The organism is bacterium (assembly GCA_041649255.1).
GTDB lineage: Bacteria > Hydrothermota > UBA3073 > JACQXS01 > JAQTXJ01 > JAQTXJ01.
The window spans coordinates 1-19,858 of the sequence record JBAZNK010000027.1 but is presented as its reverse complement, the minus strand read 5'-3'; the positions used below and the strand labels follow the sequence as shown (position 1 = coordinate 19,858).

Annotated in this window: 15 protein-coding genes and 1 tRNA gene; all 16 read left to right on the top strand. The window is 34.9% G+C overall.

Annotation, left to right across the window (positions count from 1 at the left end; genetic code table 11):
• The first annotated feature begins 2 nt into the window (after positions 1–2).
• A complete protein-coding gene (locus WC614_13375) occupies positions 3–1,088 on the top strand; it encodes an LptF/LptG family permease (protein MFA5033992.1) in 1,086 nt (361 codons plus the stop codon).
• Positions 1,085–1,915, top strand: coding sequence for a 16S rRNA (adenine(1518)-N(6)/adenine(1519)-N(6))-dimethyltransferase RsmA (gene rsmA / locus WC614_13370; GenBank protein ID MFA5033991.1), 831 nt, complete (start codon positions 1,085–1,087; stop codon positions 1,913–1,915). The genes WC614_13375 and rsmA overlap by 4 nt, the downstream gene beginning before the upstream one ends.
• A gap of 129 nt (positions 1,916–2,044) precedes the next feature.
• Positions 2,045–4,099 carry an OmpA family protein gene (locus tag WC614_13365; GenBank protein MFA5033990.1) on the top strand — a complete coding sequence of 685 codons (2,055 nt, stop codon included), beginning with the start codon at positions 2,045–2,047 and terminating at the stop codon, positions 4,097–4,099.
• A 96-nt stretch (positions 4,100–4,195) separates the two neighbouring features.
• On the top strand, positions 4,196–5,374 hold the full coding sequence (gene alr, locus WC614_13360) for an alanine racemase (protein MFA5033989.1): 1,179 nt from the start codon (positions 4,196–4,198) through the stop codon (positions 5,372–5,374).
• Between the two features lie 12 nt (positions 5,375–5,386).
• Positions 5,387–5,800, top strand: a complete 414-nt coding sequence (locus tag WC614_13355; protein MFA5033988.1) for an FKBP-type peptidyl-prolyl cis-trans isomerase — start codon at positions 5,387–5,389, stop codon at positions 5,798–5,800.
• Between the two features lie 20 nt (positions 5,801–5,820).
• A complete protein-coding gene (locus WC614_13350) occupies positions 5,821–7,356 on the top strand; it encodes a PQQ-binding-like beta-propeller repeat protein (protein MFA5033987.1) in 1,536 nt (511 codons plus the stop codon).
• A 50-nt stretch (positions 7,357–7,406) separates the two neighbouring features.
• Positions 7,407–7,778, top strand: coding sequence for an RHS repeat-associated core domain-containing protein (locus WC614_13345; GenBank protein MFA5033986.1), 372 nt, complete (start codon positions 7,407–7,409; stop codon positions 7,776–7,778).
• 104 nt (positions 7,779–7,882) lie between these two features.
• Positions 7,883–8,485, top strand: coding sequence for a transcriptional regulator (locus tag WC614_13340; GenBank protein ID MFA5033985.1), 603 nt, complete (start codon positions 7,883–7,885; stop codon positions 8,483–8,485).
• The gene (locus tag WC614_13335) at positions 8,482–9,396 is read left to right on the top strand and encodes a nucleotidyl transferase AbiEii/AbiGii toxin family protein (GenBank protein MFA5033984.1); all 915 of its coding nucleotides are present in this window, start codon (positions 8,482–8,484) and stop codon (positions 9,394–9,396) included. The genes WC614_13340 and WC614_13335 overlap by 4 nt, the downstream gene beginning before the upstream one ends.
• A 362-nt stretch (positions 9,397–9,758) precedes the next feature.
• Positions 9,759–9,847: transfer RNA gene (locus WC614_13330), tRNA-Ser, on the top strand.
• 482 nt (positions 9,848–10,329) lie between these two features.
• Positions 10,330–13,578, top strand: coding sequence for a T9SS type A sorting domain-containing protein (locus WC614_13325; protein MFA5033983.1), 3,249 nt, complete (start codon positions 10,330–10,332; stop codon positions 13,576–13,578).
• A gap of 53 nt (positions 13,579–13,631) precedes the next feature.
• Entirely contained in the window at positions 13,632–14,285 is a 654-nt protein-coding gene (locus WC614_13320) for a hypothetical protein (GenBank protein ID MFA5033982.1), read from the top strand.
• A 24-nt stretch (positions 14,286–14,309) separates the two neighbouring features.
• Complete coding sequence (locus WC614_13315; GenBank protein ID MFA5033981.1) at positions 14,310–17,012, top strand: C25 family cysteine peptidase; 2,703 nt, start codon at positions 14,310–14,312, stop codon at positions 17,010–17,012.
• Positions 17,013–17,229: 217 nt separating this feature from the next.
• A complete protein-coding gene (locus WC614_13310; GenBank protein ID MFA5033980.1) occupies positions 17,230–18,048 on the top strand; it encodes an MBL fold metallo-hydrolase in 819 nt (272 codons plus the stop codon).
• 135 nt (positions 18,049–18,183) lie between these two features.
• A complete protein-coding gene (locus WC614_13305) occupies positions 18,184–19,359 on the top strand; it encodes a glycosyltransferase family 4 protein (protein MFA5033979.1) in 1,176 nt (391 codons plus the stop codon).
• Positions 19,360–19,604: 245 nt separating this feature from the next.
• Positions 19,605–19,858: SBBP repeat-containing protein (locus WC614_13300; protein MFA5033978.1), on the top strand; the 254-nt coding region annotated here is incomplete at its 3' end.

Here is a 19,858-nt window from a genome sequence, read left to right as displayed (position 1 = left end):
CAATGAAAATAGCTGACAGGTATATATTAAAAGAATTTATTATAAGTTTTATATGGAGTTTAATAGGGTTGCTTGTAATATATGTAATAGTTGATATTTTTGAGCAAATTTCAACTTATGTGGATAACAAGGCGTCGTTATGGAATATTATTCAGTATTATTTATATCAAACACCTTATTTAATAGGAACATTATTATCTCCCGTATCGTGTTTGCTTGCGTGTGTGATATCTATTGGTAATTTATCACGACGTTTAGAACTTATGAGTTTAAAACTTGCCGGAATAAGTCCCGAGCGGTTATTTTTGCCAATGTTATGGATTGGGCTGTTAATAAGTGGAATAGTATTTGTCTTAAATGAAACTGTCGCGCCTCCTATAACTCAAAAAAGTTTAATTATAAGAGATAAGAATATTAAAAAACAGAATGAGAAAAAGCTTACTCCTAATTATGATGTTTATTATTCTGATGATAATAATCATTTTTATTATATAAAATTTATAAACCCACAGGAAGGTATTATAACCGGTTTTACGATGTATGAACTTTTGAAATCATATAGCGTAAAAGAAAGATTGGATGCAAAAAATGCAGTATATAGAAATAATGGTTGGTGGCTTTATGACGGGTCAAAATATGTATTTAATGATAATGAAAGTAATTATGAAGTTGTATATTTTGATTCTATGTTTTTAAAAATAGAAGAAGGCCCGCGGGATTTTGTGAAAGAAGTAAAATCTGAACTTGGGATGGGATTTGTTGAATTTAGAAACTATATTAAGAAATTACAAAGGAAGGGAGAAGATATTACAAAAGAGCTTGTGGATTTAAATTTTAGAATATCATTTCCGTTTATGAATTTAATTGTTATTTTATTAGGGTTCCCATTGGCAGGCAAGGTAAGAAATATCGGTTTTATTGTAGGTTTTGCAATTGCTTTATTCTTTAGTTTCCTTTACTGGGGAATATCACAATTAGTAAGAGCTTATGGACATGCAGGTTTCTTATCTCCTTTGCTTGCAGGTCTTTTACCCGACATATTATTTATTGCGATAGGAATTGTTTTATTTTATAAATACAGGGAATGATGGCAGATATAGAAAATCTACTTAAAACCCATAATTTAAGCCCAAATAAATCACTTGGACAAAGTTTCCTGAATGATGAAAATATAGTGCATAAGTTTATAAAAAGCGCAAATATTAGCAAAGAAGATATTGTTCTTGAAATAGGACCGGGATTAGGTGTTTTTACAAAGATTTTATGTGAGAAAGCAAAGAAAGTTGTGGCAATTGAGAAGGATAAAATATTGTTTGATTTTTTGGTTAAAGAGTTTTACGATATAAAGAATAAAGTGTTTTTAAATAAAGATGTTTTATGTCTTGAACTTAAAACTTTAGGAGATCTTTCCGGGAAAGTTAAACTTGTTTCAAATGTGCCATTTTCTATAACTTCAGATTTTCTTTATTGGTTTTTAAATAACAGGGATTATATTGAAAGAAGTTTGATTATATTGCAAAAAGAAGTAGTTGATAAAATCAATGCAAAAGTCGGAAGTAAATTATACGGGGCAATAAGTGTATTTTTTCAATATTATATGGAAATTGTCCCATTATTCAAGATTTCCGGAAGAGCTTTTTTCCCGGCAACGAAGGTAGTTGCAGAGGTTGTATCCATTACTCCCAAAAAAATTATGTCTACAGAGACCATTTCTATTGTAAATGAAAAGAAATTTTTTAATATGGTGAAAGCGGTTTTTTCCCATAGAAGGAAGCAATTAAAAAATAGTTTGTCTTTAAAAGTGGACAAACTTGGAAGCATAGATTTAAACCGTAGGCCTGAAACATTAGATTATAAAGAGTTTTTAGAGCTTATGTCTAACCTGGAAAAAAGGCAGGACAATAAAAAAGAATAGCGTTTTTTTATTAGGTTTAAGAAGTATTTTAATAAGAATCTAGTATTATTTACAAATTTTTAATAAAAAAATTGACAAAGGTTAAATGTTTTTATATAAAAGATAATGAATATTATGCAAGGAGGAAAGATGAGAAAATGTGTTTTATTTGTATTGGGAGTGTTTGTTTTAGGTAATGTATATGGGACGCCGATGTCGCCTTCTATGGGGGGGACAAAAGGGCTATATCATTTAATTGCGGCTGATAATGGTTATCCCGGTATATTTTTTAGTAGAATGTGTATTAGAATATTTACTTCGGATTTAAAAGTTTATTATCCTCATGATTCATTAGGAGTAATGTACATAGACAGTAGTGGTAAAGCTGTAGATAGCTATTTCGGGGGGGATTTTGATTTCTCTTTTAGTATGGCATTTACAAAATGGTTAGAGATTAGTTCTCGTTTCAGGTATAAAGCGGATTTTATAGATTGTGCAGATGGGACAGATCCGGAATTAATCCCATCTCGTTCGCCGGAAAGACCTGTAGACTGGTATTATAATGGTCATTTTAACAGAGCGAGTATAGATAGGGGAGATTTGGATATAGGAGTAAAGCTTATTCCTACCCGCGTTTTTGCTCTATATCCTTTTGTTAGTATTCCTATTGGTACGGACAGGGATACTACTTTTTATGATGCATCTTATTTTGGTAAAGCAACAGTTTCAAACCGCGGAGGGGTATTTAGATATTTTACAAATGGTATGGTAGCTCCCGGTGGAATGCTTCTTCTGAGTGGTTCTACAAGTGGTCCATCGCCTCTTAGCGGATATTTAAATGCAGGTTACCAGTATAAAGATAAAGCAAGTGAAATCATATATGGCGTTGGTTCAGATATTTTATTCTTTGATTTTTTTGACCCATATATAGAATTCTGGGGGAATCGTAGGCTTACCTCATTTGGAGATGATTTACCAAGTTATATAACACTTGGTTTTAAATTTATTGGTACCGGGATAAGTGCAGATATTGCTGCAGATTTTCTTGTGATAGGCAAAAGAGAATATGCGTTCACGGATTTTATTCCCGATACGGCTTTAGAAACATCAAAATACCATATTGCAACCGGATGGGGAATGAGACCAACATGGGCGGTTAACATAGGCATAGGATTTGCCTATGATTTCTATAAGATGCAGCCAGTAACAAATAAAGGGATGTTGACGGGCAGAGTTATAGATGCAGTAACTAAAAAGGGTATAGATGCAATAATTACGGCAACTCGTACGCCCAAAACCGTTAGTGAGCCTGGGAGTGGTGTGTATGATGCAGACGTATCGGCGGGGAAAGTCAGAGTAACGGTAACAAAAGATGGATATAATGGAGACAGTAAATTTGTTACGGTAGAAAGAGGAGAAAAGGCTGTCCTTGATTTTGAGCTTATGCCCCAGATTTCAAAGTCTGCCTTGGTCGGAAGAGTTATTGATAAATGGAGCACTTTACCGGTTAATAATGCAAAAATTACAGTTTTATCCGCTCAGAAAATGTCTGCAGTAGCAAGTTCTTCCTATAAACCTACGGAGATTACGACAACTATAAAGGGCGAAGAGTATAGATTAAATGTAAATACAGGAAAATGGGAGAAAATAGAAACAGCAGATAGCAGCAGCAAAGCATATGAGGTAGCAAAACTTGTAGACAGCATTTCTACAACAAACAAGGAAGGACTTTATAAATTGGATTCGTTACCTTCGGGTAGATATGTAGTTACTGCTGAGTATCCTGATTATATAGCTCAGAGTTCGCCTATAGTTTGCAAACCCGGGGAAACGGAAATACTTAATTTTGAGTTACTTGCCGAAAAGATAATTCTTTATGGTGTTCATTTTGAGTTTGACAGTTCACGTATTTTTGTGGATTCGTATATCTTATTGGATAAAATAGTAAGTTTCCTGAATGAGAATTCCGGCATTAATGTAGAAATTGGCGGGCATACGGATTGGGTAGCAGATGATGAATACAATATGGATTTGTCCCAGAGAAGAGCAGAGTCTGTAAGACGATACCTTATAGCGCATGGAATATCACCAAAAAGAATAATAGCAAAAGGTTATGGTGAGGCTGTTCCAATTGCTGATAATGCTACCGATGAAGGACGTGCTCTTAATCGTCGTATAGAACTTAAAATATTGAGAAAGAAATAAATTTTTCCACTAAATGGAGAACAAGCTCCACACTAAGAGCTTGTTCTCCCAATCTAAGTTGCTGATTAATGGCATTAGAAAAATATTTGATAGAATATGTTTCATGACTATTATAGAACATGGGCGACTGTAGATTTAGATAAATTAAGAAAAAATTTAAGTAAAATATCAGCAAAACATCCAAAGTCCGGAAAATCCTTAGAAATTCTTGCAGTAGTTAAGGCAAATGCTTACGGGCATGGTGCAAAAGAAATTGCAAATACATTCAAATTTGAAAAAAAGATTGTTCTTGGAGTAGCTTCAGTAGAAGAAGCTTGTGAGCTTGAAAAACTAGGGCTTCCCATTGTAATACTTTCTCCTGTTGATTCAATAAGTGTTTCCAAAATAATAGAATCCGGTTTTATTCCAACAGTAAGTGATTTGAGTTTTGCTAAATTTATAGCAAAAGAAGCCTATAAAAAGAATAAAAAAGTAAAAATTCATATAGAAGTAGATACCGGTATGATAAGAACCGGTATCCCATGGGAAAATAGTGTAAGTATTATTAGAGAAATAATTAAGTTAAAGAATCTAAAAGTAGAAGGTATCTTTACTCATTTTACTGAACCTGATAACCTGAAAAGTGATTTTACGTCTATTCAATTAAAAAGGTTTATAAGTGTTATGAAGGAATTGGAAAGGGAAAAAATTAATATTCCGTTAGTTCATACGGCATCTTCCGCAGCAATACTTAATTTTTCCGATTCATATTTTAATATGATAAGACCTGGTATTTTAATGTATGGGTTATATCCATCGGAAGGATGTAAAAAAAGTGTTTCTGTGTCGCCTATATTAAGTCTTTATACGAGGATATGCCAGATAAATGAGATTCCTGCAAATACCGGTGTTTCATATAGTAGAACATATAAAAGTAAAGGGCGTCGTAAAATTGCTACTTTATTGGTAGGTTATGGGGATGGGTACCCACGTTCCTTATCAAATAAGGGAATTGTAATTGTAAAAGGGAAAAGAGCTAACATTGTGGGAAATGTCTGTATGGATCTGACGATGGTAGATGTAACGGATATTCCGGATGTTAAGATAGGGGATAAGGTTACGCTTATTGGTAAAGATGGCAAGCAAGAAATAACTGCGAATGAAATAGCAGAATTAGCCGGGACTATAAATTATGAAATAATAACAAGAATGTCTCCCAGAGTCCCAAGAATATATATAAAAGGGAATAAGCCATATAAAGTGCACTCGTTACTTGGAGAAGAAAATATAATATAGAGGGACAATTATATGAGAGTTTTGAAAGTCGTTATAATTTTAAGCATATTGTTTGGTGGTTGTATGCATAAAGAGGTTGGCGGGAAAGTAATTACAATGAAATCAGGATTAAAATGCAGAGATATTAAAATAGGAAAGGGAAAAGTAGCAAAGCGTGGTTCGAGAATAACAGTTCATTATACAGGCTGGCTTCTTGACGGAACGAAATTTGACAGTTCCAAAGACAGACGTAGCCCTTTTACTTTTGTTGTTGGAGCAGGGCAGGTAATTAAAGGTTGGGAACAAGGCGTTATTGGTATGAAAGAAGGGGGGAAACGAAAACTTATGATTCCTCCTGAACTTGGTTATGGAGAAAAGGGAGCAGGGAGTTTTATTCCACCAAATTCGGAACTTATTTTTGATGTTGAACTGTTAAAAGTAAAATAATATTTATAGGGGGGGGAAATATGGGAATTATAATTATGTTTTATATGTTAGGGCAATCGTATGCAGATACGACATGGCCTGTGTATGGCGCCAATAATGAACATACGCATTTACAAAATATAGCAGGAGCTATGGTTAGTGAACCTGTTGTAAAATGGTCGTATCAGACAGATGAAACGATAGAAGCTTATGGAGCTGTAGTGCTGGATATAGATAAAGATGATACTATGGAAGTAGTAATAGGCGGATGTGATTATAAAATGTATTGTTTTAATGGGGAAACAGGTTCTTTGAAATGGAGTTATTTAAGCGGAGGCCTTATTTATACTTCTGCCGTATTGTCGGATGTTGATTTAGATGATACAATAGAAGTTGTATTTGGCAGTGATGATAATAAAATTTATTCTTTAAATGGAATAAACGGAATGATAAAATGGAGTCGTGCTACGGGAGACGTTGTTGAATCATCTCCTTTAGCGGTGGATATTGATAAAAATGGTTCGATAGAAATAGTAGCGGGAAGCGGAGATGGAAAGGTTTATTGCTTAAATGGAGTAGATGGGACAGTAAAATGGAGTTATACAACAGGATTTATGATATATTCTTCTCCTGCAGCGGCGGATTTAGACGGGAATGACACATTGGAAGTCGTATTTGGAAGTATGGATTATAATGTTTATTGTTTAAGTGGGATTAATGGAATTTTAAAATGGAGTTATTTGACCGGGAGTGGTGTGTGGTCATCTCCATCGCTTGCAGATGTTGATAAGGATAACAATATGGAAGTAGTAGTGGGTAGCGGAGACGGGAAAGTTTACTGTTTGAATGGGGTAGATGGGACAAAAAAGTGGGATTATGCGACTGGCGATATAGTAACTTCTTCGGCAGCAATAGCGGATGTGAATAATGATGATACTCTCGAGGTTGTAATCGGGAGTTGGAACAGCCGGGTATATTGTTTAAACGGGATGAGCGGGAAGAGAAAATGGGATTATATGACAGGGAGCAAGATTCATCGCGGAATATCAGTTGCGGATATGGATGTAGATAATAAATATGAAGTTCTTATTCCTAATAATAAAACAGATTCGCTTACCTGTCTTAATGGTGAAAATGGTTCTATAATGTGGATAAAAGAGTTAGGAGAAGATATTCACGACATAACAGTTGCGGATATAGATAATGATGGATGTGTGGAAATAGTAGTTGGAACCGCAGGGGATAGCACAATCTGGGCACTGGATGATATAGGGAACCAGAAAAATTGTGGGTGCATGGGAGTGGAGGATAATGCGGGCAAGAAGAATTTGGATTTTGGATTTCGGAGTGTGGATTTTAAGATAGTAAAAGATAAGATTTATTTGTCTATTCCGAAGGCAATAGAGGCAGATATAAAAATTTATGATATATGTGGGAGAATGCAGAAGGTTCTTTATAATGGGGTGTTGAGTAAGGGAGAGTATAATTTTACACCGGAAATAAAAGGCAAAGGGATTTATTTTATAACTTTGCGAGCAGATGGGATAAAGAAAAGTTTAAAAATAATACGTTTTTAAACTAAGAACATTTATAAACTCCAAAAGCGAATTATGTGTATGCGGGTGGAATGAGGATATGCAGGATAGACAACAGCGGACATATTTTTTATTATATTAACGACCCGTTAGGCAGTCCTGTAGGGATAATGAATGAACAATACAAAGTAGCGCAGAGGTATCATTTTGGAGAGTTTGGAGAAAAAGAAGCATCGAAAGGAACAGCAAATAATGATTATCTGTTTACAGGGAAAAAATTAGATAGAAGCGGATTGTATTACTTTGGAGCAAGATATTATGATTATAGTATCGGAAGGTTTATATCTCCAGACCCGAAGGGGATATCCACTATCCCAGAACTATCATATGATTTAAAAAATTCACAACCTTTGAATCTATATGCCTATTGTTTAAATAATCCTTTGCGTTATTTTGACTGCTAACACCCGAACAAACACTTTTTATAATTTTTATAAAAAAACATTGACAGTTTCGTATGAATTATATACACTTGTCTGTAAGTATGTAGATATTATACGGAGTATATATGCAAAATAAAGCACAAAAACTAATAAAGTTTTTCCGAGATAATGGCGGAACTGTAAGATTTTCATCTATCCTGAATGCCGGATTTCATTCTGATTTGCTTGTTGCCCTTGAGAAAGAAAAAAAGGTTAAAAGGGTTGCCAGGGGGCTTTACAGGCTGGATAATTATGTTCCAATGACTAATCCCGATATTATTAATGCATCCCTTCAAGCCCCGCGGGGAGTCGTTTGTCTTCTTTCTGCTCTTTCTTTTTATGAAGTAACAACGGAAGTTCCCGAACATATTGATATGGCTATCCTGAGAGGTTCTCACGCTTATAGGATTAAGTACCCTCCCGTGAGATTTTACCGTTTTGACTCTAAATCATACGAGGCAGGAGTTGAGGAACGCAAAATAGACGGGTGCAGGATAAAAGTTTATAATCTCGCCAAAACGCTTGCCGACTGTTGTAAATTCCGTAATAAAATTGGTATGAACATTGTGCGGGAAGCCCTTAAAGTAGCTATTAAGGAAAAGAATATAAAGCCGAAAGAAATTATGCAATATGCTAAGATTTGCCGTGTTGATAATATAATAAAACCAATACTGGAGGCTATGCTTTGAAAAAAGATATTAAAAACTTGCAAGCTTCTATATGGGATTTGCTTCAAAATAAAGCACAAAAAGCTAACTGCCCGTTTTCAGAAATCCTGCAATATTATGGGATGGAAAGATTCCTCTATAGATTCAGCCGTTCCAAATATGCGGATAACTTCATTCTGAAAGGAGCGCTGATGTTTACCGTATGGCAAATTCCCGAACGAAGAACAACTCTTGATATAGATTTTTTAGCGCGTTATGATAATCAGATAGCAACTATTGAAAAAGTTATTAAGGATATTTGTGGTGTGGCGGTGACTCCGGATGGGCTTGTATTTGATTCAAAGACAGTAAAAGGGCAAAAGATAAAAGAAGATGCGGATTACGAAGGTGTGCGCATAAAACTTACAGGATTTCTGGAACGTTCCCGTATACCGATGCAAATTGATATAGGATTTGGAGATGTTATATACCCAAAGTCTAAAGTTATTGATTATCCTGTTATTTTGGATTTTCCAAAACCTCATCTGAAAGGGTATCCGGCAGAAAGCGTTATAAGTGAAAAGTTTGAAGCAATGATTAGACTTGGTCTTCTTAACAGCCGAATGAAAGATTTCTATGATATATGGATTATGATACACCAATTTGATTTTAACGGCGCACAGCTCTCCGAAGCATTAAAGAGAACTTTCAAACATCGTAAAACTCCTCTTCCGCAAGAGAGCCCTTTGTTTGCTGAAGAAATCTACGATGAAAAATCCGACAGACAAACACTCTGGAAGGCTTTTTTGAAAAAAGGAGATATCAAAAATGCGCCGGAAAAGTTGGTGACTACGGCAAATGAGATAGAAAAGTTTCTTATTAAGCCCCTTACCGCGATCAAGAAAAAGGGTGAGTTTAACAAAGTGTGGAAAGCGCATAGTTCGTGGAAATGAATAGGTTAATTAGGTTATTTTATTGATTTTTACATAGTGAAAATTCAGTAATGTGGCAGGAGAAAAAAACATTTGACTTTAGAAAAAAGGAGATTATGTAATCTAAAATAGGAAGGGGCTTATTATTTTATTGCACATTAATTGCACAAAAAAGAAAAGAATGATTAACGTGTTCTCATAAATAATTTGGCGATTAGTTGCCAATAATATGTCTTGTTCTGAAAAGTAACGGTAATGTAGTGAAAGTAATGAAAAAGTAATGGTGTAAAAGTGATACAAACTGAGGCGGACAGGAAATATGGCACAATGGCTTTTGGAGGTAAACTAGGGAAATCTTGTAAAGCATTATAAACAAATACAATGGAGGGATGACCGAGTGGTTGAAGGTGCACGACTCGAAATCGTGTTTCCTGCTAAAACGGGAACGGGGGTTCAAATCCCTCTCCCTCCGTAGTAAAACAAAACGGGAACGGGGGTTTCCTTCGTCAGGCTCAGGATAGCGACCTCTAACATTTCGCAAGCGTAATGTAAGAGTCTGCTACAAATCCCTCTCCCTCCGTTTATCTTAAGATATAGAAAACTTATAGTTTTTCATTTATTCCGCTCAAGATAAAAAATCTATTTTTTCGGGCAAGTTTACTTATGGCGGGCAGAATGGATTCCTTCCTCCGCAGGAATGACAAACAACAAGTGGACAAAAATGAAAGCGGACAGGAATTATCCTACTATAAATAAAAAAACGGGCAGACATCACGCCAGGTCGGGATAAATTCCGCCTTGCCCTACAATTTTTTCATTATTTTGATAGCAAGTTGTTATAAATAAACATTTCTAAAATAAAACTTGATTTTTTGTAGGGATATTATATTCTAAAGCATTCCGTATAAATGAAAAATACTCAAATTATTAGATAATAGAAAATAGGGGGATTGTGTGATCATATTAACAAGCTTTTTATTGCTTATATCATCTATGCATTCAAAAGAATTGACGCAGTTAAAAAATCTGAGGACACAGGGTATAAAAAATTCAAAATTTGCAGCAGATAAGTTTGAAAAATTGTATCAGCAACAGCCTAAATTGCAATATTATATGCAGCCATCAAAAAGAAACTTACTTAAGAAATTGCAAGATAAAAAAGGTAAGGCAGGGGTAGATACTCTTTATATCCTTGCAATCAGGGCAGAATTTCAAACAGATACAAGTTCTCTTACGACGGGTAACGGGCTTATGGACTTAGACCATAACGAATTTCCTTATGATTCTCTTGGTTCTCATACTATTGGTTACAGGGAAATTTCGGCAAGCGAGCATTTATGGGATAAACCATTTTTTGATGGGGGGCATAATCTTTTTTATGACCCACCTCATACAAAAACATATTTTAAACATCTTATGGAAAGTTTGCAGAATTACTGGTGGACAGTGTCAGAACATACACTCTGGTTGGAGTTTAAGATAGTTCCTGATGGAGAAAGTGCGTCATATAAGTTGCCATATTCGTTACTTTATTATGGAGAACCAATGGATTTTGAGAGAGGCTTGCTTACGCTTTTCAAAGATGCCGTAACTACTTGTGATAAAGCAAGTCCCGAGATTAATTTTTCAAAATATTCGGGTGATTCCGGGGCAGTGGTTATTTTTCACGCAGGGGGATGTTGGCAGACAGATTATATGGGAGATACACCTTATGACATACCGGCGGCATTTATTAGTAATGTAGATGGTTATTTTAGTACTCCTGTATGGGTGGATAACCAGACAGTAGCAATAAATGAAGGTATATTATACCCGCAGACTTCTTTTCAGGATGGGGTATATAGTTTTTTACAGGGGGGATTAGCGCATGAAACGGGGCACCAACTTGGATTGTTTGATTTGTATGATACTGAAGGGAAGACCATTGGGGTTGGCGGTTGGGATTTAATGGGAACCGGTAACTGGAATTTAGATGGAATGGTACCTCCGTATATTAATGCATTTAATGCTACAAAATTAGGGTTTATATCACCTACAGTATTGAATAAAGATACTACCGCTGTGCCAATTTTGTGGCGTGGCGGATTTATCGGAGGTTCAGTCCCAAAGGTTTACAATATTCCAATAAACACAGGTGAATATTATTTAGTTGAAGAAAGATTGGTATCTTATCCGAGTAAAGACACTGCATTTAAGGATACGATATATAGCGCGGATTCTTCATTACATCTTGATTCGTCAAGTGTTCGTGTATGGAAAGACGGAGTAATGACATGGTTTTACGATTATGATTTTGGGCTGCCACCGGATTCAGGTTATGGCGGGCTTGCCATATGGCATATAGATGGAGATAAAATCGCTAAAGATTCTGCTATGAACGCTATAAATGCAGGTTCCCCAAAGGGTGTAGATATGGAGGAAGCCGATGGGATACAGGATTTTGAGACTTCTTTGAAGTTTGTCGTGGATGGGGAAGCGGCTTTTTACGGGACTAAATACGATGTGTTTTATCAGGGGAATTTAGGCGAGTTTACGCCTTATACTTCACCAAATACCAATGATAACAGTGGTGGAATAAGCAATATTTTTATTGAGAATATAAGTTTGCCGGACACCGTAATGAGTTTTAATATTAAATTTGATAATAAACTTGCCGGTTTTCCTGTAAAATGCGGAAGTTATTTTGATGTAAATTCGCCTGTAGCAGTGAAAGTCAATGGGAAGATGAGAATATTCTGTGCAGTTGTGGATGAAGTTAGGAAGATGATTACTATGATGGCTTTAAATCCTGACGGCAGTACTTTCTGGCTCCGTACTATATCTGCTTCTTATCCTCGTATTTGGGCATCACCCGTTATCGGGGATATTGATGGAAACGACACTCTTGATGTAATAATTACCCCATTTTTTGCGGCGACCGATACAGTTAAAAAACTGAAGAACAGCAAAACGGAATCAGCTTCTTTTACTAAAATAGAAGGACGTATACATGCGTGGAATGTTTATGGTAAAGCAATATTAACTAAGTTCAATGTAACAACAGGAGAAATAGCATCTACTCCTTTAATGGCAGATATAAATGGGGATGGTAAACAGGAAGCTATATTTGGTTCTAATGATGGGATGTTATATGCTTTCAATAATGATGGTATGATACCCGGATATCCCAAAAACCTTTATCAGTCTATATATTCTACTCCGGTTTATGATTCGGTAAGTAATATTTTATATGCCACAAGTTTTGATGGCAGGCTATGGGCAATAGGTCCTGACACCACGACTAAATGGATTGCATTGGATGCGTTTATTGCTCCGACTACATGTTCACCCGTAGTTTGTGATTTGAACAATGATGGCAGAAAAGAAATTATTGTATGCACAGGGGAAAGAAAAATATATTGTATAGATGATAGTGGAAAAGTGTTATGGAATAGAGAACTAGATACAATACCATTTTATTCGTCCCCTGTTATTGCTGATATTGATATGGATTCGGTGCCGGATATTATAATGACATTGGGAAATAAGATATATGGTTTTAACAACTTGGGTTCAAATTTATCAGGTTTTCCTATTAATACAGGCGCAAGCAGTGATTTATGGGGAGCGCCTGTAATTGGAGACATAAATAATGATAAAAAACCCGAGCTTGTAATAGGAACTCCGGATGGAGTGGTTATTGCATATAGCAATACAGGGAGAATATTATCGGGGTTTCCTTTTGCTACAGGTGGAGGAATTTATTGTTCACCGATGCTTTGCGATATAAATGAAGACAGCATTCTGGATATATTTATCGGGAGTGATGACGGGAATCTTTATGGTTGGAGTTTCGAGAAGTACGGAAATTTACAATGGCCTGAATTTCATTTAAATCGGGAGAACAATAGAATATTGGAATGGAATTATGGTTCTACTCCAATGGCAGAAGACGTTTTTATGAAGAAAGAATTATTTATTTATCCAAATCCCATAATTAGTAGCGGGTATGTGAGATATTTTAGCGGAAATGCAGATGAAGTGGATATAAAGATTATAAATTTGGCAGGTAGAATAGTAAAGGAATTTAATGGTAAAACAGGAGATAATTATCAGGATGTTTTATTGCCGGAGTTGCCGTTTGGAGTGTATATATGTAGAGTAGAGGTAGACATTGCCGGCAAAAAATATACAAGATTTAAGAAATTTGCAGTTGCGAAATAATCTAACGAATTAAAGAAATCCTACCTGCTAGCAGGCAGGGATAGGGGGATAGAATGAAGAAAATATTATTTATTATTCTGTTGTTAGGTTCAGGTTTGTCTTACGGGGAGCCAAAAGCTACGAATAAGGGAATTTTGTTGTCTATTCTTTTACCCGGGTTAGGAGAACAGTATTTGGGGGATACCAAAGGAGCAATTCGCGGGTATTTAACGGAGGGTGTGATATGGACAACTTATTTTACCGCAAAGTGGTATGCGGGTAATTTAGCGCATAATTATGATTTATATTCTAAAATGAATACACGACAATTTCCGGAATACCAGATTAGTAAGGATATAAAAAACACATATTATGATGCAATGGAGTGGTATGAAAGTATTGAAGTGTATAATACTATGATTCGTGAAGAAGCGAGGGCTTATTATCCCGATACTTTACCTAATGCTCAAGAAGAACGATTAAAGTATATAGAAGAAAATAGTGTTTCTGACAGTTTGAGTTGGAAATGGACGGATATGAATAAATGGGATGAGTTCAGGGGACTAAGAAAAACGGAACGAGATATAATACAAAAAGCAGGATATTGTATAGGGATAGCATTAGCAAACCGTTTGGTAAGCGCACTTATAGTAGCGTACAAGGTTCCCAAAAATTATGGTTTAAATATTGAATCAAACGGGATACAGTTAAACTATATGTTTAAATAACTAATTAAAATTTAAGATTTTATAATGAGAAAAGTCTTTTTGTTTTGTTTGTTTTATTTTTGTACTTCATATACATTTGCAAATATTTATAGAATTCATATTCCTGATTACGAGATTACAAACCAAACATCACATCATCTTAATATTGCCCCGCACGATTTTGGTGTAACAATAGAACCAGGTAAACCTCAATTACCATGTAAGTTGGTATGGGTGGCGATACCTCCCGGAAGTGAGGTTATAGATTGTAAAGTAACGAGAGAGAGTTCGTTGTTAAGTGTTCCATACTATCCCAGAACCTCAGGGACACTTGTAAAAGAAGAAGAATTTTACTCAAAAAATGGTTTAATAAACGATGATTCTACTGGTAAGTCAAATTATATTTTTCCGCAACAACCGGGTCAATATCTTAGAACTATAAAATTTTGTAATTATAACTTAGCAGAAGTAATAATTTATCCGTATACCTATAATGCAAATACTAATAAGCTTTATTATTCCCCTAATGTTACAATAGAATTTAGTTATGCAAATCATTACGTACCTTCCGAGTCTTTGATGGTAGATACAACATTAGACAGTGTAATAAAAGACAAAGTAGTTAATTATGAGGAATTACAGAAATGGTATACGAATAAAATAGTTTCTCCTTACGATTATGTAATAATTACGCCGGAAGAGTTATTGCCTTCGGTTAAATCTTTTGCTGAATGGAAGAAAAGTATAGGGTATAAAGTAAAAATTATTACCGGAGATAAAAAATTAAAATATTCACCTAAATATTTACTTGTGATTGGCGAGCCTGTTAAAGAAATAGAGGGCGTAATTTCAGGAAGAATACCATATACGGATTCTATTATTGTGACTTCTATACTTGAACACATAATAGAATTTGAGCTTGCAGAGGAGCATAAGAATATATTATTCGTAGAAGCGGCTACTGCCGGTTCCACAAGTAGCGGGATAAAAAAAGGTCTTGAGCAGGGTGATTATGAAACAAAAAAGGATTTATTGCATCTTCTGGAAAATGTTGTATCTCCATATTGGAATTATTCCGGATGTAAAGGCGAAGAAATTTTTAACGGGCATTCAACCACCACTGCCGGGGGGGGATGTTCCATAATTAATTTTTTAAGTATTGGTAAGCAGTGGATGTGGGATAATGGAGATGGAGTTCCCGAGTCCAAAGAAATAAAAACAAGTAATTTTAAGATATTTTCAAATACACCTTTTTTTGTATTTGCTCCTTTTAATGTTAAAAAATTCTTAAAAGAAAATGGAGTTTCTATAGTTTGTCCGGAATCTTCTTCCGTATATATGTATCCGTGGCAGGATTCACTGTCGGGAGGAAGTCAAAGTTTTAATTATATCTTTTTGAAGTATTTAGCAGAAATAAATAATGTAGGGGAAGCTTTTATGCAGGCAAAAATATGGTATAAGTTAAATTTCCCCCAGGATAGCATAACGATAAAAGAGTTTAAAATATTTGGGGATCCCTCGCTTAGTTTTAAAAAATTTCCCGGTACGGATGTTGGTATAATAAAAAATCCTATAGGATTTTTGCCATTAGATACAGTTTTTTCTCCTACTTGTCTGGTGAAAAATTTTGGAACAAAATCGTTAATGAATTTTGAGGTTTATTGCACGATAGATTCAAGCGAAAATATTATTTATAATGAACGCGTATTTATAGATAGTCTTGGGGCTTTTGAACAGAAAACAATTAATTTTCCCGAATGGATTGTAGAAGGTATTGGAGTTAAATATAAGTTTAATTTTGAGGTATTTTTAACCTATGATGAAAATTCAAGTAACGATACTTTCTCTACTTATAGTTATGTAAGGACAGGTGATTTTATAGTTTTCCATTCAGGAGGCTCTGCGCATGGAGATACTATCATAAGCAGCATATTAAGAAAATTGAGTTGTAAGGGAGCGGAAATTAATTCCCTTAATTTTTTCCCTGCCATGGCGGAATATTCTATGTCCGGTTTTAAGTCAATTTTTATTTGCGATACTGCCGGACTGGATTCTCTTGAATATTTTCTACAACCGGGTTATAATATTTATATAGAGGGGAACAATACATTTTTAAATAAGTTTTTAGACGGGAAAATTATTCGAGAACCTGCTTTGCCATATATGTCGGGGAAGGGCGTTTCGTTTGTATCTTCAAAGCCGTTGACGAAAGAATGGTTTGTCCCTTCGAATTGCAATGCCGTATTTAAAGATACTACAGGCGTTATTACAGGCTTTTATTATGAAAAAGATTATAAAATATGGTGCAATAGATTTAAAATTTCAGATATAAATACAGAATCGGTAAAGATTGAAATGCTCGATTCTATAATGAATGCTTTTGGAGTAAAAACTACAATTAAAGGGAAAGAAGCGTTGGAACTTTCTAACATTATAGACTTTAAAAGCCAACCGAATCCTTTTTATAAAAAGACATATGTAAAATTTAATATTAGGAAATCAGAAACAAAAATCAACATTGCCGTGTATGATTTAAGTGGTAAACTTGTTAAAACGGTAATAAATAAGAGTTTTAAACCCGGGAAGTATGAATTAAATTGGGATGGTTGTAATGAAACAGGTATTTCTGTCAGCAATGGTATTTATTTTATTAAACTTACAGGAAGCCCTTTACTTACCAAAGTGGGGATTAGGGATTCCTGTGAAAAAGAAAACTTATTATTAAAAGTAATTATGCTTAAAAATTAACTCAGCAGAATCGCTGGGTATCAGGCATAGCTGGAAAGGGCTTCCTATCCGGAGGGGATAAGAATCCCTAATCGTCCGCTTCAGGCGGACTCAAGGGCTTCCTATCCGGAGGGGATAAGAATCCCTAATCGTCCGCTTCAGGCGGACTCAAGGGCTTCCTATCCGGAGGGGATAAGAATCCCTAATCGTCCGCTTCAGGCGGACTCAAGGGCTTCCTATGGAATTTGGAAAATTTGATTTAACGGTTTTATGTGAAGGAACGTTTTTAGTAGATGGTGGAGCTATGTTTGGGGTAGTACCAAAGGTTTTATGGAATAAATATAATTCTTCAGACGAATTAAACAGGATAGAGTTATCGCTTAATTGTCTTTTAATACGAACAGGAGATAAGAATATACTTATAGATACAGGGATTGGAGATAAATTAGGAGATAAACTAAAGAAAATATATGGAATAATTCGTAAGGAAGATTGGCTGCTTGAGAAAATAAAACCGGAAGATATAAACATTGTAATAAATACTCATTTACATTTTGACCACTGTGGGGGCAATACTTGTATTGAGGGTGGTGTTTTGACACCTACATTTAAGAATGCTAAATATATTATACAAAAAGGTGAATGGGAAGAAGCAATGAATCCAAATGAACGAGCCAAAGTAAGTTATTTGAAAGAAAACTTTTTACCTATTAAGGAATATGATTTGCTTAATTTAATAGAAGGAGAGGTAGAAATTTGTCCTGGAGTAAAGACTTTAGTTACGGGTGGACATACAGCTTATCATCAAGCTGTTCTTATAGAATCGGATGGGAATAAGGCAATTTATCTTGGAGATTTTATTCCTACGGTTTCTTTTTTAAACAAGTCGTACGCGTCGGCTTATGATTTGTATCCTTTAGAAATAATGAAAAATAAAAAAGAGATTCTACAAAAAGCATTTGAGGAACACTGGTTGTTGATTTTCGACCACGATAATAAGGTTGCGATGGGGTATTTAGATAAAAAGGAAGAAAAATTTGTTATAAACGCGGTATAATAATCCCTAAGACTATCGTTTAATGGTTTCTAATAATTCATACCTGATAGGCAGATTAACTACCGCAAGACATATAAACATTATCTATTACAGTGGAGCTGGATAAAAAACTCTAACTGCCCGCATTATCAAACAATGAGAATTGCTATTATATCACATAATATTGTAAGATATGGTTCAGGACAGGGAAAGGTTACTTATGAGTTAGTTAGATATTTATTAGAAAAAGGATATTTTGTAGATTTGTATGGTGAAACTGTAGACGCCAATCTTATCCAGCATAATAAGATTAAATTTTTTATTATAAAGATTCCTCAAAAACCGGCTATTATCCGCAATATTTTATTTCTTATAATTATTAATTGGAGGTTAAAAATTATAAAGCGTAAAAGAGCTGAATATTATGATATAATTCACATAGACAGCGGATGTACTACGACAGATTTTTGGGATATAAGCACCTGTCATTATTGTCATAATAGGAGTAAGAAATATGAAAAAGGAATATATCATAGGTTTTGCGCAATAGTAAACAGTTGGTCAGAAAAATGGATGTATAAGAAACTAACTATTCCCGAAAGCTTTGGAAATAATAATATGCAAAGCAGGAAGAATATTATTGCCGTTTCAAAAAAATTAAAGGATGACTTGCAAGAATATATAGGGATAGATCCCAAAAGAATAAATATTATTCATAATGGTGTGGATTTAGAAGAGTTTACTCCTGATAACCGTGACATTTCCCGTCAAAGGGTATTAGATTCATATCTTGCCGGTACCACTGACAGTAATAGTTTTATTATGCTTTTTGTCGGGGACTTAATTAAACGTAAAGGAATAGATTTATTATTAAATGCTATGAAACAGATGCCACCGGATATTAAACTATTAATTGTGGGGCAGGAAAGGATTTCGTATATTAATAAAGTAGCAGAATATGGCATGGAAAACAACATTAAATTTATAGGGTTTCAAAGTAACATCGCGAAAATTTATAAGGGGGCGGATATTCTAGTTGTTCCGAGTTTATATGATAGTTTTGGAAATGTAGTTTTGGAAGCAATGGCTTGTGGAACTCCGGTTATTGTATCTAAATTTGCGGGGAGTTCTGAAATTATTAGTGACGGGATAAACGGATTAACTTTTGATACTTTTGAAGAACTTGTAGAAAAGATGGAGTTATTATACAAAAGCAGGGATTTATATAAATCAATTAGTATAAAAGCGAGAGAAACTGCAGTAAAATATTCGTGGACAGCTATGGCAACAGCCGTAGAAAAAGTATATCTTTCAATGTTAAACCAGGACTAGAGAACCTCCCTAAGCCTAAAGACTTATTGACAAAGATTAAATATGGAAAGCATTAATAGTAATCATAGTAATAATAACAAAATAAAAATAAGGATAGATTAAGGTAAAGAAATTTCTCATCGCAGACCATGCCAAAAAGAACGGCAGGCATTTAAAACAAAGAGAGAAGAGACAAACAGAGAGATTCTTCGTCTTCGCCTCAGAATGACAACACTACAGAGGTGCAGAGGGAAAAAGTGGGAAGGATGATTAAAAAAATGCTAATTTTTATAGGATTTATATTACCGGTACAGATATTTGCACAAAATGAAATGTGGGTAGCGAGGTATGATAGGGTTGGTTATCCATATTTTGACCACGCATATGCAATGGCAGTGGATGATAGTGGAAATGTATATGTAACGGGAAGTAGTATGGACACAACGGCTTATCCTGACTATGCAACGATAAAATATAATAGTTCAGGAGATACGGTATGGGTTAGAAGATATGATGGACC